The 22926-nt window shown below is 64.2% G+C and carries 23 protein-coding genes; 18 read left to right on the forward strand and 5 right to left on the reverse strand.

The window, feature by feature from the left end; all coding sequences use genetic code 11:
* The first annotated feature begins 46 nt into the window (after positions 1-46).
* The 9 genes from lpxD (at position 47) to fba (ending at position 8020) form a co-directional block, all read left to right on the forward strand.
* On the forward strand, positions 47-1114 hold the full coding sequence (gene lpxD / locus MY494_RS02485) for a UDP-3-O-(3-hydroxymyristoyl)glucosamine N-acyltransferase (protein ID WP_247911152.1): 1068 nt from the start codon (positions 47-49) through the stop codon (positions 1112-1114).
* Positions 1115-1148: 34 nt separating this feature from the next.
* The gene (leuB, locus tag MY494_RS02490) at positions 1149-2231 is read left to right on the forward strand and encodes a 3-isopropylmalate dehydrogenase (RefSeq protein ID WP_247911153.1); all 1083 of its coding nucleotides are present in this window, start codon (positions 1149-1151) and stop codon (positions 2229-2231) included.
* A gap of 80 nt (positions 2232-2311) precedes the next feature.
* Positions 2312-3214 carry a phosphoribulokinase gene (locus MY494_RS02495; RefSeq protein WP_247911154.1) on the forward strand — a complete coding sequence of 301 codons (903 nt, stop codon included), beginning with the start codon at positions 2312-2314 and terminating at the stop codon, positions 3212-3214.
* A gap of 112 nt (positions 3215-3326) precedes the next feature.
* Positions 3327-3593 carry a hypothetical protein gene (locus MY494_RS02500; protein ID WP_247911155.1) on the forward strand — a complete coding sequence of 89 codons (267 nt, stop codon included), beginning with the start codon at positions 3327-3329 and terminating at the stop codon, positions 3591-3593.
* A complete protein-coding gene (locus MY494_RS02505; protein WP_247911156.1) occupies positions 3593-4435 on the forward strand; it encodes an A24 family peptidase in 843 nt (280 codons plus the stop codon). Before MY494_RS02500 ends, MY494_RS02505 begins: the two co-directional genes overlap by 1 nt.
* 33 nt (positions 4436-4468) lie before the next feature.
* Complete coding sequence (gene accD / locus MY494_RS02510) at positions 4469-5344, forward strand: acetyl-CoA carboxylase, carboxyltransferase subunit beta (protein WP_247911157.1); 876 nt, start codon at positions 4469-4471, stop codon at positions 5342-5344.
* Positions 5341-5769, forward strand: coding sequence for a hypothetical protein (locus tag MY494_RS02515; protein ID WP_247911158.1), 429 nt, complete (start codon positions 5341-5343; stop codon positions 5767-5769). Before accD ends, MY494_RS02515 begins: the two co-directional genes overlap by 4 nt.
* A gap of 18 nt (positions 5770-5787) precedes the next feature.
* Positions 5788-6897 (forward strand): Gfo/Idh/MocA family protein, encoded by a 1110-nt coding sequence (locus MY494_RS02520; RefSeq protein WP_247911159.1) that lies wholly within the window; start codon positions 5788-5790, stop codon positions 6895-6897.
* Positions 6898-6946: 49 nt separating this feature from the next.
* On the forward strand, positions 6947-8020 hold the full coding sequence (gene fba, locus MY494_RS02525; protein ID WP_247911160.1) for a class II fructose-bisphosphate aldolase: 1074 nt from the start codon (positions 6947-6949) through the stop codon (positions 8018-8020).
* Between the two features lie 82 nt (positions 8021-8102).
* Here the strand turns inward: fba and MY494_RS02530 are convergent, their stop codons facing one another.
* Complete coding sequence (locus MY494_RS02530) at positions 8103-10955, reverse strand: UPF0182 family protein (RefSeq protein WP_247911161.1); 2853 nt, start codon at positions 10953-10955, stop codon at positions 8103-8105.
* A 164-nt stretch (positions 10956-11119) separates the two neighbouring features.
* On the opposite strand from MY494_RS02530, the gene thrC reads away from it, so the two are divergent.
* The 3 genes from thrC (at position 11120) to MY494_RS02545 (ending at position 13801) form a co-directional block, all read left to right on the forward strand.
* A complete protein-coding gene (thrC, locus tag MY494_RS02535) occupies positions 11120-12400 on the forward strand; it encodes a threonine synthase (RefSeq protein ID WP_247911162.1) in 1281 nt (426 codons plus the stop codon).
* 35 nt (positions 12401-12435) lie between these two features.
* Positions 12436-12711: a MoaD/ThiS family protein gene (locus tag MY494_RS02540; RefSeq protein WP_247911163.1), complete on the forward strand. Its 276-nt coding sequence runs from the start codon at positions 12436-12438 to the stop codon at positions 12709-12711.
* A 106-nt stretch (positions 12712-12817) separates the two neighbouring features.
* A complete protein-coding gene (locus MY494_RS02545) occupies positions 12818-13801 on the forward strand; it encodes a cupin (RefSeq protein ID WP_247911164.1) in 984 nt (327 codons plus the stop codon).
* Here the strand turns inward: MY494_RS02545 and ftsH are convergent.
* Positions 13798-15612, reverse strand: a complete 1815-nt coding sequence (ftsH, locus tag MY494_RS02550; protein ID WP_371820660.1) for an ATP-dependent zinc metalloprotease FtsH — start codon at positions 15610-15612, stop codon at positions 13798-13800. The genes MY494_RS02545 and ftsH overlap by 4 nt on opposite strands.
* A 127-nt stretch (positions 15613-15739) precedes the next feature.
* Between ftsH and rpmF the strand changes: the two genes are divergently transcribed.
* A complete protein-coding gene (gene rpmF / locus MY494_RS02555) occupies positions 15740-15916 on the forward strand; it encodes a 50S ribosomal protein L32 (RefSeq protein ID WP_185187802.1) in 177 nt (58 codons plus the stop codon).
* Positions 15917-15988: 72 nt separating this feature from the next.
* Here rpmF and MY494_RS02560 read toward each other — a convergent pair whose 3' ends face one another.
* Positions 15989-16333, reverse strand: coding sequence for a DUF565 domain-containing protein (locus tag MY494_RS02560; RefSeq protein WP_247911165.1), 345 nt, complete (start codon positions 16331-16333; stop codon positions 15989-15991).
* Positions 16330-17091 (reverse strand): HAD-IA family hydrolase, encoded by a 762-nt coding sequence (locus tag MY494_RS02565; RefSeq protein ID WP_247911166.1) that lies wholly within the window; start codon positions 17089-17091, stop codon positions 16330-16332. Before MY494_RS02565 ends, MY494_RS02560 begins: the two co-directional genes overlap by 4 nt.
* A gap of 101 nt (positions 17092-17192) precedes the next feature.
* Between MY494_RS02565 and recJ the strand changes: the two genes are divergently transcribed.
* On the forward strand, positions 17193-19133 hold the full coding sequence (gene recJ / locus MY494_RS02570) for a single-stranded-DNA-specific exonuclease RecJ (RefSeq protein ID WP_247911167.1): 1941 nt from the start codon (positions 17193-17195) through the stop codon (positions 19131-19133).
* Between the two features lie 74 nt (positions 19134-19207).
* On the opposite strand, the gene psb30 is transcribed toward recJ, so the two are convergent.
* Complete coding sequence (gene psb30 / locus MY494_RS02575; protein ID WP_010317475.1) at positions 19208-19315, reverse strand: photosystem II reaction center protein Ycf12/Psb30; 108 nt, start codon at positions 19313-19315, stop codon at positions 19208-19210.
* Positions 19316-19431: 116 nt separating this feature from the next.
* Between psb30 and MY494_RS02580 the strand changes: the two genes are divergently transcribed.
* The 4 genes from MY494_RS02580 (at position 19432) to MY494_RS02595 (ending at position 22925) form a co-directional block, all read left to right on the forward strand.
* The gene (locus MY494_RS02580; RefSeq protein WP_247911168.1) at positions 19432-19812 is read left to right on the forward strand and encodes a YkgJ family cysteine cluster protein; all 381 of its coding nucleotides are present in this window, start codon (positions 19432-19434) and stop codon (positions 19810-19812) included.
* Entirely contained in the window at positions 19812-20165 is a 354-nt protein-coding gene (locus MY494_RS02585; RefSeq protein WP_247911169.1) for a TMEM165/GDT1 family protein, read from the forward strand. Before MY494_RS02580 ends, MY494_RS02585 begins: the two co-directional genes overlap by 1 nt.
* A gap of 5 nt (positions 20166-20170) precedes the next feature.
* Positions 20171-20485 (forward strand): TMEM165/GDT1 family protein, encoded by a 315-nt coding sequence (locus MY494_RS02590; protein WP_247911170.1) that lies wholly within the window; start codon positions 20171-20173, stop codon positions 20483-20485.
* Positions 20486-20627: 142 nt separating this feature from the next.
* The gene (locus MY494_RS02595) at positions 20628-22925 is read left to right on the forward strand and encodes an RNB domain-containing ribonuclease (RefSeq protein WP_247911171.1); all 2298 of its coding nucleotides are present in this window, start codon (positions 20628-20630) and stop codon (positions 22923-22925) included.
* Position 22926: the final 1 nt, after the last annotated feature.

Raw genomic sequence — 22926 nt, forward strand, 5'->3', positions numbered from 1 at the left:
ACCTGCGGAATCGGCCTACGATCCGCACCACATCCCCCTGCCGCCGATGCGCTTCAGCCAACTGCTCAGCCAACTGAGCGAGGTGAAGGCCGCAGGTGGGATCGAATCCCTTCAGCACCACCTCGGGGACGATCCCGAACTTGGAACCGCGGCAGCCCTCGATCAGGCCCTCAGTGGTCAGGTGAGTTTCCTGGAGGCCGGCAATGCCCTGGCGGCCGCTCTCAATGCCAGTGGCGCCAGTGCCGTGCTGCTGCCGGCCAAAGGCAACGAATGCGAAGCCGCCCAAACGGAAGCCAGCGCCAAGGGCATGGCCTGGGTTGCCCTCGCCGACCCGCGTCTGGGCTTTGCTGAAACCCTCGAGGCCCTTTACCCCCGCGCCCCGAAAGCCCCGGGGGTTCACCCCAGCGCCGTCATTGCCCCCGAGGCGGTGGTGGGCATGGGCAGCCATGTCGGGGCCAATGTCGTCATCGGTAGCGATGTGCAGATCGGTGCCTCCTGCACGATCCACCCGAACGTCGTGATCTACGACGACGTGCAGATCAGCGATGGCTGTGAACTGCATGCGGGAGCCGTGCTCCACCCGGGCTCCCGCCTCGGCCGAGGCTGCGTCGTTCATTCGAATGCGGTGGTCGGCAGCGAGGGCTTTGGCTTTGTTCCCACCGCCAGCGGCTGGCGCAAGATGCCGCAGACCGGCCTGGTCGTTCTCGAGGACGGTGTTGAGGTGGGCTGTGGCAGCACGATCGATCGCCCGTCCGTGGGGGAGACACGCATCGGAGCCGGCAGCAAGATCGACAACCTTGTCCATATCGGCCACGGCGTGACCACCGGCAAAGGCTGCGCCCTGGCCGCCCAGGTCGGCATTGCCGGCGGAGCCCGGCTCGGCAACGGAGTCATCCTGGCCGGACAGGTGGGACTGGCCAACAAGGCCGTCATGGGGGATCGCTCGATCGCCTCGTCCAAATCCGGGGTCCATGGAGAAGTTGCCGCTGGCGAGGTCGTGAGCGGCTACCCAGCCATCCCCAATCGCCTCTGGCTGCGATGCTCCGCGGTCTTCAACAAACTGCCCGAGCTGACCAAGGCGCTCCGCCAGCTCGAGAAACAAGCCAAGCCGTAGCCTCGCCGCCTGCCCAGAGCCCGAGCGGACTTCGATGACCAGCTTCCGGATCACCTTGCTCCCCGGTGACGGGATCGGTCCTGAGATCACGGCGGTGGCCCGCCAGATGCTGGATGCGGTGAGCCGCAGCCACGGCTTCGAGCTGATCTACGACGAGCAGCCCATGGGTGGCTGTGCGATCGACGCCACCGGCGAACCGCTCCCCGCCAGCACCCTGGCGGCCTGCAAAGCAGCCGACGCCGTCCTTCTGGCCGCGATCGGCTCCCCCCAATACGACACCCTGCCCCGCGAGAAGCGTCCCGAGTCCGGACTGCTGGGTTTGCGTTCCGGCATGGGTCTCTTCGCCAATCTGCGCCCGGTCAAGATCATCCCGGCCTTGATTGATGCCTCCACGCTCAAGCGGGAGGTGATTGAAGGGGTGGACCTGATGGTGGTCCGCGAACTCACCGGTGGCGTCTACTTCGGAACCCCGAAAGGCCGCGTCGAAGCCGATGGACGGGTGCGTGGTTTCAACACCATGGCCTACTTCGACGATGAAATTGATCGCATCGCCAAGGTGGGCTTTGACATCGCCCAGCAGCGCAGCGGCCGCCTCTGCAGCGTCGACAAAGCCAACGTCCTGGACGTCAGCCAACTCTGGCGCGACCGCGTCGAAGCGCTGCATGCCAGCAGCTACTCAGGCGTGGAGCTCAGCCACATGTACGTGGACAACGCTGCGATGCAACTGGTCCGCAACCCCCGTCAGTTCGACGTGTTGCTCACCAGCAATCTCTTCGGCGACATCCTCAGCGATGAAGCCGCCATGCTCAGCGGCTCCATTGGCATGTTGCCTTCCGCCTCCCTTGGCGAGAGCGGCCCTGGCCTGTTTGAGCCGATCCACGGCTCCGCACCAGACATCGCCCGCCAGGACAAGGCCAATCCGATGGCAATGGTTCTCAGCGCTGCGATGATGCTGCGGGTGGGCCTCAAGCAAGACGCCGCTGCGGGCGCCCTTGAGCAGGCCGTCGACCGGGTCCTGGCCCAGGGCTATCGCACCGGTGACCTGATGGCTCAGGGCTGCACCCAACTGGGCTGCAAGGCCATGGGCGATCAACTGCTGGCAGCCCTGGAAGCCTGATCCGCAACAGGGATCAACGGATCGGAGTTTTTGGTCACGCGACCTGCCAAACTCGCGGGCAGTCCCACTGATCCCTGCGCATGTCGAAGCGTCACCCGGTTGTGGCTGTCACCGGTTCCTCCGGCGCAGGCACCAGCACCGTGAAGCGTGCCTTTGAGCACATCTTCAAGCGCGAGGGAATCACCCCTGCAGTTGTGGAAGGCGACAGCTACCACCGCTACGAGCGCGCCGCCATGAAGGAGGCCATGGGCGCTGCTCTGGCCAAGGGCGAGAACTTCTCCCACTTCGGCCCCGAAGCCAACCTGTTCGACAAGCTCGAGGAGCTGTTCCGCAGCTACAGCGAGAGCGGCGGTGGCCAGAAGCGCTATTACCTGCACTCCGTTGAAGAGGCTGCCGACCACAACGCCCGCCTCGGAACCAACCTCGAACCCGGTCAGTTCACCCCCTGGGAAAACATCCCCTCCGGCACCGACCTGCTCTTCTATGAAGGCCTGCACGGCGGTGTGAAAGGCGAGGGCTACGACGTGGCAGGCCTGGCCGATCTACTCGTGGGCGTGGTTCCCATCGTCAACCTGGAGTGGATCCAAAAGATCTCCCGCGACAACGCCGAGCGCGGTTACTCCGCCGAGGCCACCGTTGACACGATCCTGCGCCGGATGCCGGATTACATCAACCACATCTGCCCGCAGTTCAGCCAGACCGACATCAATTTCCAGCGTGTCCCCACCGTGGACACCTCGAACCCCTTCATGATCCGGAACATCCCCACCCCGGATGAATCCTTCGTGATCATTCACTTCCGCAAGGGTGCTCGCGAGAAGTGGGGTATCGACTTCACCTACCTGCTCGACATGATCCACGATTCGTTCATGTCCAGCCCCACCTCGATCGTGGTGAACGGCGGCAAGATGGGCTTTGCGATGGAGCTGATCCTGACCCCGATCATTCACCGCATGATCGAAGAGAAGAAGAAGCTGGCCTGAGCCTGCTTCGCCCCTAGGCTGGGGCGCAACTGGCGGACAAGGTCCTCCCATTTCGGTTGCTCCTCAGCGCTCTAACCCACCGGCTCCTCTCTCGTTTGAGATTCGAGGGGCGGTGGGTTCTTCTGTATCGACGCAGCCCCGCTGGGACCGGATCAACAGCGCAGACGTGATTGCCCAGGCCCGGCGGATCTACTTCCAGTTTCTTGAGCGCTCCTCATCCGCCCTCGAGCCCCAGGGGATCGTGCTGAGTCCAGGCCAGGGACGGGTGGTCTTCGAGCTACCGGTGCTCTTGCCCGATGAGCAATTCATCCCGCTCGACTGGGTCCGTGCCCGCCCGTCCCGCACCCGCACCTCCCGCTCGCCCTACCGCGGCCTCTAATGCTCGGCACTCTCCCCTCCACGGTTCTGCTGCTGATCACGGCCCTGGGGCTCTGCATTGGCAGCTTCTTAAATGTCGTCGCCTGGCGCTATCCCCGCCAAGAATCGGTGGTTCAGCCCCGCAGCCACTGCCCGGACTGCGGGACGCGCCTGGGCTGGAGCGAGAACATCCCAGTCCTCAGCTGGGTTCTGCTGCGCGGGCGTTGCCGCCACTGCCAGAGCCCGATCAGCCTGCGCTACCCGGCGGTAGAGCTGCTCTGCGGAGGGCTCTTCCTGGCTGCAGCCCTGGGCTACCCCGAAGCCCTTGGCCAAGCCCCAGGGGGCCTGATCCTTGTAGCTGGCTGGTGCCTGGTGTCCCTGCTGCTCCCCCTGGTGCTGATTGATCTGGACCAGCTCTGGCTGCCTGAGCCCCTCTGCCGCACCGGGGTGCTGGTGGGCCTTGTCTTCACCCTGCTGGCCGTCTTCAGCCAAAGCGGAGGGCCCGAGCCGCAGCTTTTGCTCTGGCATCTGCTCGCCGCCAGTGCTGGCCTACTGGGGTTTGAAGCCACCAGCGCCGCAGGCCAGACCCTGCTCGGCAAGCCTGCCCTGGGTTTAGGCGATGCGAAGTTGGCCGCCCTACTGGGCGCCTGGCTTGGGCTCACAGGCCTCGGGCTCAGCGTGGCCCTCGCCGTGCTCTCCGGCGCGATCTTTGGCCTGATCGGTCTGCTCAGCGGCCGCTTGAAGCGCGGCCAACCCTTCCCTTTTGGCCCCTTCCTGGCCGCCGCTGGACTGGCGGTCTGGATGGCTGGAAACAGCTTCTGGCTGCAACAGCTCAGCAGGCACTTGGGCTGGAGCGCCCTTTAATGGTCTGATCAGACCCCGGAGACCGCTTTCACCATGTCGCTATTCGACTGGTTTGCCGATCGCCGCAAGACCGCTCCTGCGGTGCGCAATGCCCAGGAGGTCAACGAGGACGATGGCCTCTGGAGCAAATGCCCTGAATGCGGGCTGGTGGTCTATCGCAAGGATCTGGCAGCCAACGCCAGCGTCTGCAGCGGCTGTGGATACCACCATCGGATCTTCAGCGAGGAGCGGATTCGTCTGATCGCCGATGAGGGCAGCTTTGAAGCGCTCGATACCGAGCTCTGCCCCACCGATCCCCTCGCCTTTAAGGATCGTCGCAGCTATGCCGATCGCATTCGTGACACCCAGCGCTCCACCGGACTGAAGGACAGCGTCATCACCGGGCTATGCACCGTCGAGGGCATCCCCATGGCCCTAGGGGTGATGGATTTCCGCTTCATGGGCGGTTCCATGGGCTCGGTCGTCGGCGAAAAGCTGGCCCGCCTGATTGAAACGGCCACCGCTAAACGGGCACCCGTTCTGATCGTCTGCGCCTCGGGTGGGGCACGAATGCAGGAAGGGATGCTCTCCCTGATGCAGATGGCCAAGATCTCCGGTGCCCTGGAGCGCCATCGCAAAGCGGAGTTGCTCTACCTGCCGCTGCTGACCCACCCGACCACGGGGGGGGTGACCGCCAGCTTCGCCATGCTCGGCGACCTGATCCTGGCGGAGCCCAAGGCCTTGATTGGCTTTGCTGGTCGGCGCGTGATCGAGCAGACCCTGCGGGAGAAACTGCCCGACGATTTCCAAACAGCTGAATACCTGCAGGACCACGGCTTCGTGGATCACATCGTGCCGCGCACCAAGCTCCGCAGCACCCTGGCCAGCCTGCTGACCATGCACGGCTACAGCAAAGCGGTCGCCGCATGAAGCGGGCCCTTCGCGCGTTCTGCGCGGTCCTACTCGTGCTGCTGTTGCTCAGCGGCCTTCCTCAAGCAGTCTTGGGGGGACCGGTGGACTGGCAAGAGGTTCCCGCCACCAGCGAGGGGCGGCAGTGGTGGGATGGCGGCAGCCTGCGGGTCAACAAAAGCGGGAATCTGACCGTGCTCAGTCGTTTCCAGCCCCCCATTCCTGAGGATGCCGAGTCCAGCGCAGACGGCAAAGAACCTCGTCCGCCCGCCAGCAGTCTCTACGTGATGGAGCTGGATTGCGGCCAACGGCTCTACCGGGACACCTCCATCAACGGGATCCCCCAATGGGGCAGCCAGTGGCAGGCCTCCGGCAATGACGGCCTGATCGAATCCACCATCGAAGCCGTCTGCACCGCTGGTGAAGACCTCCTGGCAGGCTTCTAAAACCACTGCAGAGCCGCCGTGACCGGATCCACCACCACCCAGCGTCCCCTGGGTGTCGCCCTTGTTGGTTTGGGGTTCGGGGAAAAGGTGCACCTGCCCGCCCTGCGGGACTGCCCGCTCACCGAACCGGTGGCCCTCTGGCATCACCGCAGCGAGCGGCTCGATCAAGCCTGCAGTAGCCACGGACTACCCGGCTTCAGCGATTTCGATGCCCTTCTGGCCGATCCCCGGGTGGATGCCCTGGTCATCGCCACCCCTCCTGAACCCCGCTTCGCCCTGGCGCAGGCCGCCATCGCCGCCGGCAAACACCTGCTGTTGGAAAAACCCGTCGCCCTTGAGGCCGCCCAGGTGGAGAGCCTGCAACGCCAGGCCCTCCAGGCGGGCGTGAGCGTGGCCGTGGACTTTGAGTACCGCGGCGTCCCGGAGTTTCAACAATTCGCGGCACTGCTGGAGAGCGGTGCTGTCGGCACGCCCTGGCTGGTGAAACTGGACTGGTTAATGGGAAGCCGGGCCGATGCCAGTCGTCCCTGGAACTGGTATTCCCAGCGGGCCGCTGGCGGTGGGGTGCTCGGATCGCTGGGAACCCATGCCTTTGACACCCTGCATTGGCTGGTGGGGCCGACCCGCAGCCTGAGCGCCCAGCGCAGCATGGCCATCCCCCAGCGTCCCCTGGCGGATGGCAGTGGACGGATGGCCGCCGTGGATGCCGAAGACATTGCCCTACTGCAACTGGAGTTAGAGGACCGTCAGGGCCGCTCCATCCCCGCCCAGGTCGCCCTGGCCTCGGTGACCAAACCCGGACGGGGCTACTGGATCGAGGTCTACGGCAGCGAGGGCAGCCTGGTACTGGGGTCGAGCAACCAAAGCGACTACGTCCACGGCTTCAAGCTCTGGCGCTCCAGCAGCTCAGGTGCCCTCGAGGAAATCAGCCCTGATCCCAGCCTGGCCTTCCCCCAGACCTGGCCCGACGGTCGACTGGCCGCCGTCCGCCGCATCACCCAGTGGTGGGCCGAGGCCGCCCAAGAGGGCCGACCGATCGTTCCCGGGCTCTCAGAAGCCGTCTGGAGCCAGCGGGTTTGCGATCTGGCACTGGAATCGGCCGACAGCGGGCTCAGAGCCAGGCTTTAACGGAAAAGGCGCCGGTTAGGATCCCCGCCATTCCCTTGATGGTGTCCCCATGGCGCTCGTTCCGCTTCGGCTGCTGCTCGACCACGCCGCTGAAAACGGCTACGGCATCCCTGCTTTCAACGTCAACAACCTTGAGCAGGTGCAGTCGATCATGGAGGCTGCCTACGAGACCGATAGCCCCGTCATCCTGCAGGCCTCCCGCGGCGCCCGTCAGTACGCCGGTGAGAACTTCCTGCGTCACCTGATCCTGGCTGCCGTTGAGACCTATCCCGACATCCCCGTCGTGATGCACCAGGACCACGGCAACAGCCCTTCCACCTGCTTCGGTGCTGCCGCCAACGGCTTCACCTCCGTGATGATGGACGGCTCCCTGGAGGCCGACGCCAAGACCCCTGCCAGCTACGAGTACAACGTGGCTGTCACCAAGGAAGTGGTGGATGTGGCCCACGCCATCGGCGTGAGCGTTGAGGGTGAGCTGGGTTGCCTGGGCTCCCTGGAAACCGGCATGGGCGAAGCCGAGGACGGCCACGGTTTCGAGGGCAAGCTCGACCACAGCCAGCTTCTGACCGATCCCGCCGAGGCTGCTGACTTCGTCGCCAAGACCAAGGTCGACGCTCTGGCCATTGCCATTGGCACCAGCCACGGCGCTTACAAATTCACCCGTAAGCCCACCGGTGAAGTGCTGGCCATCAGCCGCATTGCTGAAATCCACAAGGCCATCCCCAACACCCACCTGGTGATGCACGGTTCGTCCTCCGTGCCCCAGGAATGGCTGGAGATGATCAACAAGTTCGGTGGTGCCATCCCCGAGACCTATGGCGTTCCGGTCGAGGAAATCCAGGAAGGCATCCGCAACGGTGTCCGCAAGGTCAACATCGACACCGACAACCGCCTGGCCTTCACCGCCGCTGTGCGTGAAGCCGCGATGAAGGATCCCGCCAACTTCGACCCCCGCCACTTCAACAAGCCCGCCCGGGCCTACATGAAGCAGGTCTGCCTCGATCGCTACCAGCAGTTCTGGTGTGCCGGCAACGCCAGCAAGATCAAGCAGCGCGACATCAACTACTACGCCGGCCTCTACGCCAAGGGCGAACTGGACGCCAAGTCCGCCGTGGCTGCCTGATTCAGGCTTCCAACGGATGTCTCCAGGGGCCCGCAAGGGCCCCTTTTCATGCGGACCCCATTCCCATCGATCGGTCTGTCCCTTAAGGCAGGGCCAGCTGGGGAAGGGGCAAGGCGCGCATCCCTGAGCTGGGCTGGGCTGCGACGAGTTTGGCGAGGGCTTCATCAAAGGTTGGCTCCATCACAAAGCGGCGACCATCGGTGACCACCACCCGAACCAGAGTCGGCAGGGCGTTGTTGTTGCTCTGCAGATAGATCGGCTCCACGTAGAGCAGGCCCTGGCCCACGGGCATCGCCAGCAGATTGCCCCGCAGCAAGCGGGAGCCAACGCGGTTCCAGAGACCGAATTGATAGCTAATCGCCGGATCCTGCTCAATCAGGGCCGAAATCTGCTGCGGTCCGAGGAGCAGACGTTGCTGCGGGAAGCGCACCAGGAACAACTCGCCGTAGTTCGGGGTGTCGTTGCGGGCGGCCAACCAGCCCACCATGTTGGGCCGCTTGAGCGGGGTAAAGGGAAGCAGCAAGACAAACTCAGGCCGCTGCTGACCGGGCAGCTGCATCGTCACGTGATAAGGACGCACGGGCACCGGAGCCGAGGCATCGCCGTAGATCTCCAGCGGCAACGCCCAGACGTCATCACCGTTGTAGAAGGTGCGCACGTCAGTGACGTGGTAGCGCAACAGGCGCTCAGCCTGGACGTTGAATTGACTCTTGGGGACCTGGATGTGGGCCAGCAGGGCCTTGGGCATCGCTGAGAGTGGACGGAAGAGATCCGGGAAGACCTTCTGCCAGGTCCGCAGGACCGGATCGCTCGGATCGTTCACATAGAGCCAGACAGCGCCGTTGTAGGCATTGACCACCGCCTTGACGGGGTTGCGGAAGTAGCGAACCCCATCGGGATTGGCATCGGAATAGGGGTAGCTGCGGCTCTCGGTGAAGCCGTCGAGCATCCAGTACTGATGGTGCTCAGGCCGGTAGTCGGGGTCATCGTCCACGCGGGCCGTGACCAAATAAGGCTTGCTCTCAAAGCGCAGGAAGGGGGCCAGGGCCTGGAGCCGGTCGTTGACCTGCCGGCGAACAAGCAAGCGCGAGGAAGGGGTCAAGGACCCGGTGAACAGCAGACGCGCCTCATTGAGGTAGATCGCGGCCATCAGGCGATCGAGGGGTCCATGGATCGGCACCCCCGCCTCCCCGTCGTAGTGGGAATAGACGTTGAGATCACCCTCGGGGTAATCGAACTCACGCACCTGGGAGGGGGCAATGGCGTAGGGCGCCGGAGCCGAGGCGAAATAAAGCCGGGGGCGACCCACAGGCAGGTACTGCTCAACGCGCTTCTGGCTCTGGCCCAGCTGGGGCAGGGCCTGAACCCGGCCGCTGCGCCCCAGGTCTTTGACGAAGTAGAGCGGGAGCCCATCGCTGCCCGAGACATTCACCGGGGAGACCGTGAAGCCATAGCCGTGGGTGAAGACCAGGTGACGGTTCAGCCAGGTGCGCGACCCCTTGGCCAAGGAGGAGGAATCCAACTCGCGGGCTGCGATCAAGACCTGCTGGGACCCCAATGCACTGGCATCGGCATTTAGTGGATAGCGGTCAACGGCGGCGGAGGGGAAGTTGTAGTAGAGCCGCAGCTGCTGCAGCTGACGATTGGCCTCCAGGAGCGGGACACTGTCCCAGAGCCGCACGTTGGCCAAGGTGCCCTCGGCGCTCTTGAGATCCACGGCACTCAGCTGCTGCTTGGGCTCGAGGATCAACTCCCGCACAGCCTCCAGGCCAAAGGCCCGGCGTGTCGCGGCAATGGCGCGCTTGAGATAGGGCGTCTCCAGCTGAAGCTCCCGGGGCTGCACCCAGACCCGCTGCACCAGCGGTGCCAAGCCCCACTCCACGACCGGCAGCAAACAAGCAGCTGCGAGCAGGGGCAACATCGCGACGCGACGGAACCAAGAGCGGGGGACTGGCACCAGCAGGCCCAAGCCGCTCATCAACAGGAGCAGGGCCAAAAGCAGGCGCAGGGGAAGGCGGATGTGGAGGTCGACAAAGCCAGCCCCCGAGGCCACCCCGCTGCCTTCCACCATCAAGTCAAATGGACTCAGGCCATAACTCAGGGCCGCCATCAGGGCCAAGAGCGCCAACTGCGGTTGCAGCAACCGCTGCTGCTCCCGGCTCAACCCCGGGAAGCGCAAGTCCGTCAGTGAAGTGCCCTCACTGAAGGTGAGCCAGAGGCAGCCCACGAAGCCAATCAAGACCTGGGCGATCACCAGGCTGACCAGCAGATGCAATGCCGGAAGGCGAAGCACCGTGAAACTCAGGTCAAAGCCCGTCAGCGGATCGGCCTCGCCAAAGGGGACGGCCAACAGACCAGGCAGCCAGAGGCTCCAACCACGGGCACAGGCGGTGGCCGAGCCCGCCAGGGCCGCCGCCAGACTGATCCGCAAGGTCGTGTAGGGCCAGCGCAGCAGACAAGGGAGCAAGACCACGACCAGGCCCAGGACCAGCGCTGGCGGCAGGTCGGCCAACACCGAGAGACCAGTGATGACCTCTCCACCAAAGGGATCGAGGATCAGCCCCCGGGCCTGCAGGAAGAGATAGCTCAGGCCCACCACCAGCAGCAGGAGCAGGCCGATCAGCACCGCCACCAGCGGACCACTGGAGAGGGGCGCAAGAGGCCGCTCCCGCAGTTGCTTGCGCGGAGCGTCCTGCCTGAGGCGCCAGCAACGCCGCAACTGCTGAAGCTGGAGCGGCAAACCCAAGCCCAAGACCAGGAGAAAGGCCAGGCACTGGAACAGCCAACGGCGCAACACCACCGTCAAGGCATCGAACTGGGCAAACCAGAGCGCCTCGATCACCAGGCGTGGGATCAGAACCACCAACCCCAGCACCAGGGCGCCGCTGGCCAGCCAGCGCAACAGACGCTTGAGGCCTTGAACCGATACCTGCACAAGCCGAGCCGATCCCTGGCCGAGACTAGGCAGCAGAACCGAGCGGTCAAGGCGCGACCTAGGGATCAGCTGGCATCTCGGCAAATACCCGACTCAAGAGATCGGGTTTAAACAAGTCGCTGAATTGGCGCTGCTAATTTCTTTCCAACGTTCAGGGTCTGAACTTGACCGCAACCCTTTCCCGCTCCAGCGTTGGACCGACCTTCACCGGACTGCGCTGCAAGGAATGCGGCCAGGCCTACGACTCTGGTGCCCGCCACGTCTGTGAGGACGTCTGCTTCGGTCCCCTCGAGGTGGTCTACGACTACGAGGCGATCCGCAACCGCGTCAGCCGCGCCACCATCGAAGCCGGTCCAGCCTCCATCTGGCGCTATCGCGATTTCCTGCCGATCGAAGGGGATCCGATCGATGTCGGCACCGGCTTCACCCCCCTGCTGAAGGCCGACAACCTGGCCAAGCGCCTGGGCCTCAAGAGCCTCTACATCAAGAATGACGGCGTCAACATGCCGACCCTGTCCTTTAAGGACCGGGTGGTTTCGGTGGCGCTGACCCGGGCCCGCGAGCTGGGCTTCAAGACGGTGAGCTGCGCCTCCACCGGCAACCTCGCCAACTCCACTGCCGCCATCGCCGCCCACGCCGGCCTGGATTGCTGTGTCTTTATCCCCAGCGATCTGGAGCTGGGCAAGGTGCTGGGCACCTTGATCTACAACCCCACCCTGATGGCGGTGAAGGGCAACTACGACCAGGTCAACCGCCTCTGCTCAGAGGTGGCGAACACCTACGGCTGGGGCTTCGTCAACATCAACCTGCGCCCCTACTACTCCGAAGGCTCCAAGACCCTTGGCTACGAGGTCATCGAGCAGCTGGGTTGGGAACTCCCTGACCACATCGTCGCCCCCCTGGCCTCCGGCTCCCTGTTCACCAAAATCCGCAAGGGCTTCGACGAATTCATCAAGTGCGGACTGGTGGATGAGAAGGCCGTGCGCTTCAGCGGCGCCCAAGCCGAGGGCTGCAACCCCATCGCCCAGGCTTTTGCCGAAGGTCGGGACTTCATCACCCCGGTGAAGCCCAACACCATCGCCAAGTCGATCGCCATCGGTAATCCGGCTGATGGCCCCTACGCCATCGACATCGCCAACCGCACCGGCGGCAACATCACCGATGTCAACGACACGGAGATCGTTGAAGGCATCAAGCTCCTGGCTGAGACCGAGGGCGTCTTCACCGAAACCGCCGGCGGCACCACCATTGCTGTCCTCAAGAAGCTGGTGGAGCAGGGAAAGATCAACCCTGAGGAGCGCACCGTGGCCTACATCACCGGCAACGGCCTGAAGACCACTGAGGCCGTGGTGGATGCCATCGGCAAGCCCTACACGATCGAGGCACAACTCGACAGCTTCAACAACGCCTGGAAGCAAGCCCAGGCCGATCAAGCGCAGGCCTGATCTCGACTGTCACCTCAACCCATCACCTCCCTGCCATGCCCGTTCAGGTCCTGATCCCCACCCCCCTGCAGAAGTTCACCAACGATGAGGCCAGCGTCTCTCTGGACGCCTCCAGCGTGGATAGCCTGATTGATGCGCTCGACGGCCGCTACCCCGGTCTCAAAGGTCGTCTCTGCGATGAGGCCGGCAAACTCCGCCGCTTCCTGAACGTCTACGTGAACAGCGAGGATATTCGCTTCCTCGAGAACCAAACCACCGCCCTCAAGGATGGGGACGAAGTCAGCATCGTTCCCGCCGTTGCTGGAGGCTGAGCCCCAGCTGTAGCGATTCCTGCAGCACCACGCCCCAAAAGCTGACTGAATCAAACGGAAGCAGGCTCAAGCTCGAGTCACCTCTCTCTGGACCTGGTGTCACCCGATGACTCAAACCCCGGATCGTCCATCGATGGATTGTCGGCCCAGCGTCCAGGGCGAGGACCTTCAGCAGTCGGCTGCGGCAGACAAGGCCGAACTGTTTGATTACCGCGAGGCGGCAAACCCCATCCGCAGCGGTCTGACGGAACCGATTCCCTATTGCAGCTGGGGACCCGAGCTCCACGCCAGCGGACCCAGTGGAATCATCCCTCTGGACCTCAGTGCTGAGTTAGGAGCCAGCGGTCCCGCGACAAGCCCCGGCCTCGCTGCCCACTTCATCCGCATCGAAGCTGGAGAGGGTGTGCGTGCCGCAGCGAGCGCCACCAGTTCGCTGTTCTTTGTCCTCTCCGGTCGCGGTATCTGCCATTGCCGTGAGACCGACCAGGACACCAACATCCACTGGAGCGAAGGCGACCTCTTCGTACTGCCCTCCGGCGGTACCCCGCTGTTAGAGGCGAGCTCCACCAGCGTTCTCTACTGGGTGCACGACGCCCCCTTGCTGAACTACCTGGGCGTGGTTCCCAGCCAGCCCCGCTTCGAAGCCACCCACTACCGGGGCGAGTGGCTCCGCTCTGAGCTGCGCAAACTGGCCCAGAAACCTGGCAGCGCGAACAGCAACCGCATCAGCCTCCTCCTCGCCAACCGGGATCTCCCAAGCACCCGCACGGTGACCCATGTGCTTTGGGCGATGTACGGCATCGTTCCATCCGCGGCGACCCAGCCCCCCCATCGCCATCAATCGGTGGCCCTGGACTTGATCATCGATTGCCAACCAGGGGTCTACACCCTGGTTGGCACTGAACTGAATGCCGATGGGACCATCCGCAATCCGAAACGGATCAACTGGCAGGCCGGTGGTGCCTTCATCACCCCCCCCGGGTATTGGCACTCCCACGTGAACGAAAGTGGCCATCCGGCCTATCTGCTTCCGATTCAGGACGCAGGACTCCAGACCTACCTGCGCAGCCTCGACATCCGCTTTGCCTAGGTCGCCAAGGCGGCCTGATGGCGTTCGACCACAGCCCGAAAATCGGGCCCCTCGATGGTCTCTCGCTCAATGAGCAAATTGACCAGTTCGTCCATCAAGTCCCGGCGTGACTCCAACAGGGAAACCGCCTGGTTGAGGGAATGGCGAGCCAGCTGCTGCACCTCCGCATCGATGCGGTTGCTGGTTCTCTGGGAATGATGCGGCTCTGAACGCAACCAATCTCGGCCCAGGAAGACTTCGGCCCCCTCCCCCTCTAGCGAGAGCGGTCCCAAGGCTGAGAAGCCGTAGCGAGTCACCATCTCCCGGGCAATCCGGCTCACCATCTCCAGGTCACTGGAAGCACCTTGGGTGATTTCACTGGGGCCAAAGACAACCAACTCGGCGGCCCGGCCACCCATGGCCATCACCATCCGAGCCTCGAGATAGGCCTTGCTGATCAAACCCGAATCCAAGACCTCTTCATCGGGCATCGTGCGGGCAAATCCACCGACTCCACCGGCCCGGGGGAGCAAGGTGACCTTGTCGAGTTCGTCCGACTTGGGCAACAGGGTGGCCAGCAGAGCATGGCCAATCTCGTGGTAGGCGATCAGACGCTTCTTGGCGTTGTCCTGGAGCGGCGCCGCCGTCAGCCCCATCGTGATCCGCTCAAGGGCATCGCTGATGGCCGCATCGTTGATGCTTTGCCGCTCGCGCCGGGCCGTCAGGATGGCCGCTTCGTTCAGCAGGTTCGAGAGGTCGGCCCCTGAAAAGCCAGGGGTTCGGCTGGCCCAATCCGCCAGGGAAACCTCCGGTTCAAGCGGACGGGAGCGGGCATGCACCGCCAGAATTGCCTCGCGGCCCCGCCGGTCGGGCAGATCGACATGGATTCGCCGATCAAAACGCCCGGGACGCATCAGGGCCGCATCAAGCACATCCGGCCGGTTGGTCGCCGCCAGCAGGATCACCCCAGAGTTCTCGGCGAAACCATCCATCTCCGTCAGGAGTTGGTTGAGGGTCTGCTCGCGCTCATCGTTGCCCCCACCAATTCCGGCACCACGCTGGCGGCCGACAGCATCGATCTCATCGATAAAGATGATGCAGGGGGCTTTTTCTTTGGCCTGCCGGAACAGGTCACGGACGCGGCTGGCACCGACACCCACAAACAGCTCGACAAATTCCGAGGCAGCCATCGAGAAGAAAGGCACACCGGCTTCGCCGGCGATGGCCTTAGCCAGAAGGGTCTTGCCCGTACCCGGAGGGCCCACCAGCAACACTCCTTTGGGAATGCGTGCCCCAACGGCCGTGAAGCGTTCCGGCTCCTTCAGGAAAGCCACCACCTCCTGCAGCTCTTCCTTGGCTTCATTGATGCCGGCCACATCCTCAAAACGCACGGCCACCGCGGATTCGGGCTCAGCCATGCGCGCCTTGCTTCGGCCAAAACCCATCGCCCGATTCGCCACCTGACTTGAGCGCCGAATCAACAGGGCCAAGCCACCAAACAACAGCAACAGGAGCAGGCCGTTGGACACCAAGCTGGCGGTTGCACGGTCCTGGCGGTCGTCACGCACCGTGAGGGGCACCTGCGCTTCTTGGGCCGTGCGCAAGAGGACCTGGTCGTTGCTGAAGACCGGCACCTGGGTGCGGCTGCCGTCGGCATAGGTCACCTGGACCTCGCGACGGGCCGGGGACAGCAGCAGCTCTTTGACTTGTCCGCTCTTGAGCTGCGTGAGCAGCTGGCTGTAACTGGGCGGAGCCGGACGGTTGATGCCCAGATCTCGCCAGAGCTCGGCACGCCTGGACCCAGGGGCGGGCGAAGCTTGTGATGAGGGCACCTGCTGCGCTTGCTGACCCGGAGACGCGCCGCTGCTCACATCAATCTGTCGTTGGCTGGAGCTTAGCCATTTGACGAAAGGAAAGACGGCAAGGGAAGATCTTGGTTTGGCTGACTAGGTAAGCGGGATGGCTGTTCCCAAGAAGAAAACGTCCAAGGGCAAGCGGAACCAGCGCCACGCCACCTGGAAGGGCAAAGCTGCCGTGGCAGCGCAGAAGGCTCTCTCCATCGGCAAGGCCGTGCTGAGCGGCCGCGCCCAAGGCTTCGTCTATCCCGTGGCTGAAGAGGACGGCGACGAGGCCTGACCTGAGGCCCCAACGCTTGCTTTGCCGCTTCCCTGCACTGAAAGGAGGCGGCAAAGACTTGAGTACAAGAGCTCAGGAACCCAGCTTGAAGGCCTCCAGGACAACGGCGTAGACCAAGCCGAACCTGAGGTTGTCGAGCACGAGCCACCCAAGGGGCGGACGTCCCCGAACGATTCGGGTGCGAAGGCGCACGACCAGCTCCAGGAGCAGGACCACCGAGAGAACCACCAGTGGACGCTGACCAATGGTCTGCAGCCACCAGCTGGTGACGTTCTGGCCTGCATAGAAGCCAAACAGCAGGGACAGGACACCGGCGCTGCGGCGGCGCCAACTGCCCTGGAACGATCCCCAGAGGAACTGGGCTCCCTGACGCTGAAGACGGTCAAAGCGGGTGGCCTGAATGGGCATCCGGGTCATCCGCCTGGGAAGAGCTGCTTGAGGTAGGACAGCGTGATCTGGCCCTCAGGGCAAGCCGGCCCCCGCAACACCTGACAGGGGGCGTCGGATTCTCCAAGGCCGTCCACCACCGCAGCAGCGACCGCAAAGTGTGCGTCAGGTTCATGGGAACTAGAGGCACTGCGGGTGGCCAGGACGGTCAGACCCGCGCCATGGGCCGCCGTCACCCCATGACCTGAATCCTCCAGGGCAAGGACGCAGTCCGCTGAACACCCCAGTTGCTCCAGGGCAACTCGATAGCCCTCGGGGTCAGGCTTCTTGATGCTCACGTCCTCACCGCAGACCCAGAACTCCAGCCAATCGCGATGCTGCGGAAGCTGACGGGTCAGCAGGGCCTGGACCGCCGATCGCCCACTGGTGGTCACAATCGCCTGCCGCAGGCCAGCGGCCGCAGCAGCCTTCATTAAGCGCAGGACGCCAGGACGCAACTGAATCTCACCGGCCGACACCAGCTGGCTGTAGTGGGCCTGCTTGGACCGCTGGAGGGCATCCAGGCGAGCATCGATCGGGCGCAGGCCTTCCCGCTGCTCGAGAAACACGGCCATCCGCTCACGGCCCCCGGTGACCCGAAGCAACTGGAGATAGGTGGGGGGGTCCCACTGCCAGGGCAACCCCGCCTCGGCCATGGCGCGGTTAAAGGCCAAGCGATGGCCGTCCAGCTCTGTCTCAGCCAGCGTGCCATCCACATCCCAGAGAAGAGCCTCGGGGGCCAATCGCAACAAGGGGCTGCCGAATGCTGTGGTGAGGTTAAGGGAGCTGGACGGTGGAGCCTGGACAGGGCCTACTCACGGCCCAGAATGAAAGCTGATGAAACGCAGGCGTGCTCCTCGAGTCTCCAGAGCAACGCTTGTTGGACCAGCGCCTGCACCAGAACTGGCAGCTCCCTGCAGCGGTTGATCTTGAGGGTCTGAGCAGCGAAACGCGGGCCCTGGGGCTCTCGGAGCCCGTCCTCGCCCTCCTCACCAGGCGAGGGTTTACGAACGCTGCGGCCATCACGGCCCTGCTGAACCCCGCGGAAGCCCCTGATCCCAAGGAGCACTTCCCCGACTTGGGCCTGGCGGTCAAGCGCCTGAAGCAGGCCTGCAAAACCAACGAACGCCTCGCCATCTGCGGCGACTACGACGCCGATGGCATGACCAGCACGGCGCTCTTGATCGGTGTTCTTCAGCAGTTAGGAGCCCAACCGCAAGCGGCCATACCCAGCCGGCAGGCCGATGGGTATGGCCTCAACGTCTCCATGGTGGAGGAGCTGGCCGCAGAAGGGATCCGGCTACTGGTGACCGTTGACAACGGGGTTTCCGCGCGGGAGGCCCTCGAGCGGGCCCATGGCCTGGGCGTGGAGGTCATCGTCACGGATCACCACACCATCCCCGAGGAGCGTCCGCCCCTCAGCGCCCTCCTGCATCCCCAGTGCACCCCAGAGGGCTCCCCCTACCGAGGCCTGGCTGGGGTCGGCATCGCTTACGTCCTCGCCGGTGCCCTGGCGAAAGCCAGCCGATCGGCGAAGGCCCTGGCCATGGCCATGGATTTGTTCTGCATTGGCACCATCGCCGACATGGCTCCGCTTCAGGGGGTCAATCGCCGCTGGTTGATGGATGGATTACCCCGACTCAAAGACAGTCCCCTACCGGGACTGCAGGCCCTGCAGCAGGTGGCCGGCATGGACGATGCGCCAATCGATGCCGGTGCCGTTGGTTTCCAGCTGGCCCCCCGCATCAACGCGGTCGGACGGCTTGGCGATCCCCGCTTGGTGGTGGATCTACTGACCACAGACGACGCGGAACAGGCTCTGGAGTTGGCGCGGGAATGCGAAAGCCTGAACCGTCAGCGCCGGGAACTCTGTGATGCGATCGAAGCGGAGGCACGTGCCCTGGCCGAAGCCGATGGGGACCAGCGCAGTCCGTTCCTGCTGCTCGCGCAAAGCCACTGGCACCACGGGGTGATTGGCATTGTTGCGGCTCGACTTGTGGAGCATTACGGCGCTCCCGTCGCCCTCCTCGCCGCTGAGGGGAATGGCCGGATGCGGGCCTCGGTGCGGGCGCCCAAGGGCTTCGCCGTCGATGCCGCCCTTCAGGCCTGCGGAGACCTCTTGGAGCGCTTTGGGGGCCACCCCGCAGCTGGAGGCTTCACCGTCAGAGCCGATCGCGTCACACCCCTGCATGAACGGCTGAATGAGCTGGCGCAGGCCTGGCGAGAACGGGAGGGACTGCAGCTGGTCATGCCCGAGGCCCTGCTGCAGCTTGAGGACATCAACCGGCCGCTCTGGCGTGAACTGCAACAGCTAGAACCCTTCGGCATTGGAAACCCCACCCCGCTGTTTTGGAGCTGCGGCTGCACGATCAGCCAACAACGGGAACTGCGGGGCGGTCACCTCCAGCTCACCCTGCGCCAAGGCGAAGCACGGGTGCGGGCCATGGCCTGGCGCTGGGGACCCATTGGACACCTACTCCCCAAACAGGTGGATGTGGCGTATCACCTCAGGCTGAACCGCTGGAATGGCCAGGAGACCCTTCAGCTCGAACTGATCGGAATCCGGCCAAGCAGCGGAGACGCCCTGGTGCTGCAACGTCAGGAGCGCAGTTACTGGGTCCGGCGCGATGGCAACGCCGTGGTGATCCGCAATGCCGACGGTGAGGAGTTACGCGGTGAAGCCCAGCCGGGTCGTCTTGAAGCACTCCAGATCGATCACCCCAAAGCGAACCACCCCTATGTCAGAGCCCTGGTGCAGGACGCGGCGCGGGCCATGGGACTGGCTGCCTAGACACAACAAAGCCCCCCGAGGACGGACCTCAAAGGGGGCTTGTCTCTAGGCCGTGCGCAGGAAAGACCCTCAGATCAGAGGGCGCCGCGGCGGTAGAAGAGGATGAAGATCACTGCTGGGCCAACGAGGGTGATCAGGAACAGAGCAGCGAAGTTGGCGATCAGGTGGAAGTCGATTCCCATGGGAGAACGGCTCGGAAGCTGCACATGTTGGGTGAAGCCTAAAAGCAGACGGTCCCGTCCGGCTGATGGGTGGATCGCTCCTGTGACGGGTTGTCACAGCACCACGGAGTTGAACCATGACTGAGGCGCTCCAATGGCGCTGCATCAGTGGTTGCGGCTCCTGCTGCCGGCTTGATCCAGGGGAGCGGAACGAGGCCCTGGAAGCCCTGAACGAAGAACAACAGCAGCTCTATCTCTCGATGGTGGGGCCTGACGGCTGGTGCATCCACTTCGACACCGGCTCCAGCAGCTGCCGCATCTACGACGAGCGGCCCGTCTTCTGCCGCGTGGAGAACCTTGCCCGTTTGTTTGAGGTGCCTGACGAGGAGGCCAACGACTTCGCCATCGCCTGTTGCCGGCAGCAAATCCGCTGCGAACACGGCGGTCGTGGCATGGTGATGAAGCGTTTCGAGCAGGCGATCCGCCAGCCCGCTGAAGACAACGATCGCCAGCCCTGATGCCTGAGTCCGCCCCGAGCAGCGACACGCCCAATCCCAAGAAAGAGGATCAAGCCGCCAGCTTTGGTGCGGTCTTCCTCACGACCTTCACCACCGTGTTTCTGGCGGAACTCGGGGACAAGACGCAATTAGCCGCGTTGCTCCTCTCGGCGGAATCCGGACGCCCAGTCCTGGTGTTCATCGGAGCGTCCCTCGCCCTGATCAGCTCCAGCCTGGTGGGCGTTGTTCTCGGCCGCTGGCTTTCGCGGGTGCTGCCCCCCGGCCAGCTCGAGCGCTTGGCCGGCATCTTGATGATCGGCTTGGGGCTCTGGCTTGGCCGGCAGGCCGCCTTCAGCATGTTCCCCCTGGCCTGATTGCCATGCAACTCCCTCTACTGGCCTCGACCTTCCTGACCGTCTTCCTCGCAGAGCTAGGGGACAAGACCCAACTGGCAATCGTCACCATCAGCGGCACCTCGAACCGCAGCGGTGCCGTCTTCGCGGGAAGTGCCAGTGCCCTTGTCCTGGCGAGCCTGCTCGGTGCTGGCGCTGGCGGTTCCCTCTCCGCGGTGATCCCAACAGACGCGCTGCAGCTGGCGGCTTCGGTGGGATTTTTGGTGATTGGAGGCCGGCTGCTCTTGAAGGCCGGCCAAGAGGACGAAGGCGCTGCGACCGAAGCAACGGATGACGCCTAGCGGACAGACCTGAGGCGCTGAGTAAGATGAAGAGGTGCAGCACTGCTTGAAGGCGTTGGCCGTCTTCGTGTGATGCCTACGGCACGCAGAACCTCCACCTCCCTGGGGCTTGTCCGCTCCGCAGAAGCCCTCCCGAAAAGCCATGAAGTTCACGGTCGCGGACCTCATTGAGCAGCTCCCGAAGCAGGAGCCCCTCAGCCTGAGCAAGCTCGAAAAGGGTCTCGGCCTGAGCACCAAGGCCGACAAGGAACAACTGAGCATTGCCCTGAGCGCCCTTGCCCGGGTTGGGGTGCTCGAAGAAGCCGAAGAGGGCATCAGCCGCGTCGAGGATGAGTCCCTCATCGAAGCCAGGCTCCGCTGCAGCAGCAAAGGCTTCTGCTTCGCACTGCGCGAGGACGGTGGCGAAGACATCTACATCCGCGACAACCAGCTCAACCACGCCTGGAACGGCGACAGGGTGCTAGTGCGGGTCACGCGCGAAGGTGGGCGGCGGCGCTCACCGGAAGGTGGCGTGCAGTGCATCCTCCAGCGCAACACCACGAGCCTGCTCGCCCAGGTGGAGCAGCAGAACGACACGCTTGTGGCCGTGCCCCTGGACGATCGTCTGTTGACGGCGATCAACCTGCCGGCCGGTGACAGTGAGCACCTCAAACCCGCCACGGAAGCCGTGGTGGAAGTCAAGCTGGACCGCTACCCCGTGGGGCAACTTCCCCCCGAGGGTCATGTAGCCCGCAGTCTCGCGGTCAATGCCGGTCCGGAAGCCGATCTGGATTTGCTGCTGACGAAGCACGGTCTTCGCGAGCTGCCGGTGGCACCGAAGAGCAGCGCCAAAGCCCCCGACCTCAAAACGCGGGATGACCTGACCGCCCTGCCAACCCTGCTGCTCCAGCTTTGGGGCAGTGCTGATTCCCCGCTCCTGCCCGCGGTTTCCTTGGAGTCGTTGGAGGACGGTCAGCGCCTCTGGGTTCACGCCCCCGCCATCGCCGAGCGTGTGGGCTTTGGTAGCGCCCTCGATCTGTTCCTGCGGGAGCGCAGCGAAGCCCTGTGCGTGGGTGACAGCTGGCTACCGCTGCTCCCCAGCGCCACCACCAAAGCAGCGGCCTTCAAAACCGGAACCCCCGCTGCAGCGCTCTCGGTCGCCCTTGATCTGAACGCCGAGGGTGAGCTGCAGCACTTCCGCTTCTGCCGCAGCACCATCTCCGCCGATGGCCTGGTCGATGCAAAAGCCCTGCAGGCCCTAGCCGATCGCAAGCCCAAGGCACGCACGACACCCGCTGCCCTGAAATCGCTCAAGGATCAGCTGCCACTCCTGGAGCAGCTGATTGCCCTAGCCCAGACCCTGAGCCAGAACCGCCTGAGCCAAGGCTCGATCGATCTAGATCTGAGCATCCCCAGCCTCGAGGGACTGGGTGAGCTGTCCATCCCCGAACCGGATGAACGCCGCCAGGGCTGGATGATTCAGCTTGATCCCGCCCTCTCCCCCGCTGGCTTGCTACGGGAAATGGTCCTGCAGGCCCATCGGGCCTTTGGACGGCACATGGCCGCTCTGGAGCTGCCGGCCATCTATGCCGTCAATGCAGCCCCTGAGGCCGAAGCCCTCAACGACGTGGCCAAGGCTGCTCTGGCCCTGGAGATTCCCCTGGAACTCTCCGCCGATGGCAACGCCAGTGCCCAGGAACTAGCCGTGGCGTTTGCCGCGAGCGATCGAGCGCGGGTGCTGCTGCAGCAACTGCGGGAACCACTCAAACCGGTGAGCCTCTGCGCAGAGCCCGGCATCAACACCCTGGCGGCTGAAGACCAGGCCTATGCCCCGTGGTGCTGCGCAGCCCTCCACTACGCCGACCTCTGGAACCAGCACCTGTTGGTGTTGCTCTTGAGCGAGGGCAAGGATCGCCCCTCCGTTCGCCACAAGACCCGGGTCGACATCGCCTCCGATCAAAGCCACGGGGTCATCGATTGGCCCCTACTGATCGGCAGCCAGCTCAGCCCAGTCGAGGAGGGACTCACCGGAGCACTGCTGCATCGCCTGAATGAGCGCGGCCGCTTTGTCAGCGAGCTGCAGGGCGATGCCCTGGCCATGGCCCAGGCGCGCCAGGCCGAACCACTTGTGGGCCAAACCCTGACCGGGGTCATCAGTGGCGTCCAGAGCTATGGCTTCTTTGTTGAGGTGCCGCCCTCCCACGTCGAGGGCCTGGTTCATGTCAGCTCCCTGAAGGACGATTGGTACGAATACCGCTCCCGTCAGAACAAGCTGGTGGGTCGCAAGAACCGCCGCACCTACATGCTGGGCGACCAGGTGGAGGTCACCATCCAGAAGGTGGATGTACTGCGGCACCAGATCGATCTGGCCGTCGTCCTGCCTGAGGGCTACGAAGAGTTCTCCCCCGAGGATTCAGACACCCAAGAGCCCAGCGACGCCGAAGCAGGAAGCGAGGACTGAA

It is taken from the genome of Synechococcus sp. A10-1-5-1 (assembly GCF_023115425.1).
Taxonomy (GTDB): domain Bacteria; phylum Cyanobacteriota; class Cyanobacteriia; order PCC-6307; family Cyanobiaceae; genus Vulcanococcus.

Bases quoted from the DNA above. Each gene is read 5' to 3' on its own strand.
- MY494_RS02590 (WP_247911170.1), top strand. From the start codon at position 20,171: ATGCAACTCCCTCTACTGGCCTCGACCTTCCTGACCGTCTTCCTCGCA.
- MY494_RS02515 (WP_247911158.1), top strand. From the start codon at position 5,341: ATGAAGCGGGCCCTTCGCGCGTTCTGCGCGGTCCTACTCGTGCTGCTG.
- fba (WP_247911160.1), top strand. From the start codon at position 6,947: ATGGCGCTCGTTCCGCTTCGGCTGCTGCTCGACCACGCCGCTGAAAAC.
- MY494_RS02545 (WP_247911164.1), top strand. From the start codon at position 12,818: ATGACTCAAACCCCGGATCGTCCATCGATGGATTGTCGGCCCAGCGTC.
- MY494_RS02495 (WP_247911154.1), top strand. From the start codon at position 2,312: ATGTCGAAGCGTCACCCGGTTGTGGCTGTCACCGGTTCCTCCGGCGCA.
- MY494_RS02595 (WP_247911171.1), top strand. From the start codon at position 20,628: ATGAAGTTCACGGTCGCGGACCTCATTGAGCAGCTCCCGAAGCAGGAG.
- rpmF (WP_185187802.1), top strand. From the start codon at position 15,740: ATGGCTGTTCCCAAGAAGAAAACGTCCAAGGGCAAGCGGAACCAGCGC.
- lpxD (WP_247911152.1), top strand. From the start codon at position 47: ATGCGCTTCAGCCAACTGCTCAGCCAACTGAGCGAGGTGAAGGCCGCA.
- leuB (WP_247911153.1), top strand. From the start codon at position 1,149: ATGACCAGCTTCCGGATCACCTTGCTCCCCGGTGACGGGATCGGTCCT.
- MY494_RS02585 (WP_247911169.1), top strand. From the start codon at position 19,812: ATGCCTGAGTCCGCCCCGAGCAGCGACACGCCCAATCCCAAGAAAGAG.
- accD (WP_247911157.1), top strand. From the start codon at position 4,469: ATGTCGCTATTCGACTGGTTTGCCGATCGCCGCAAGACCGCTCCTGCG.
- MY494_RS02560 (WP_247911165.1), bottom strand. From the start codon at position 16,333: ATGACCCGGATGCCCATTCAGGCCACCCGCTTTGACCGTCTTCAGCGT.
- MY494_RS02540 (WP_247911163.1), top strand. From the start codon at position 12,436: ATGCCCGTTCAGGTCCTGATCCCCACCCCCCTGCAGAAGTTCACCAAC.
- MY494_RS02580 (WP_247911168.1), top strand. From the start codon at position 19,432: ATGACTGAGGCGCTCCAATGGCGCTGCATCAGTGGTTGCGGCTCCTGC.
- MY494_RS02505 (WP_247911156.1), top strand. From the start codon at position 3,593: ATGCTCGGCACTCTCCCCTCCACGGTTCTGCTGCTGATCACGGCCCTG.
- psb30 (WP_010317475.1), bottom strand. From the start codon at position 19,315: ATGGGAATCGACTTCCACCTGATCGCCAACTTCGCTGCTCTGTTCCTG.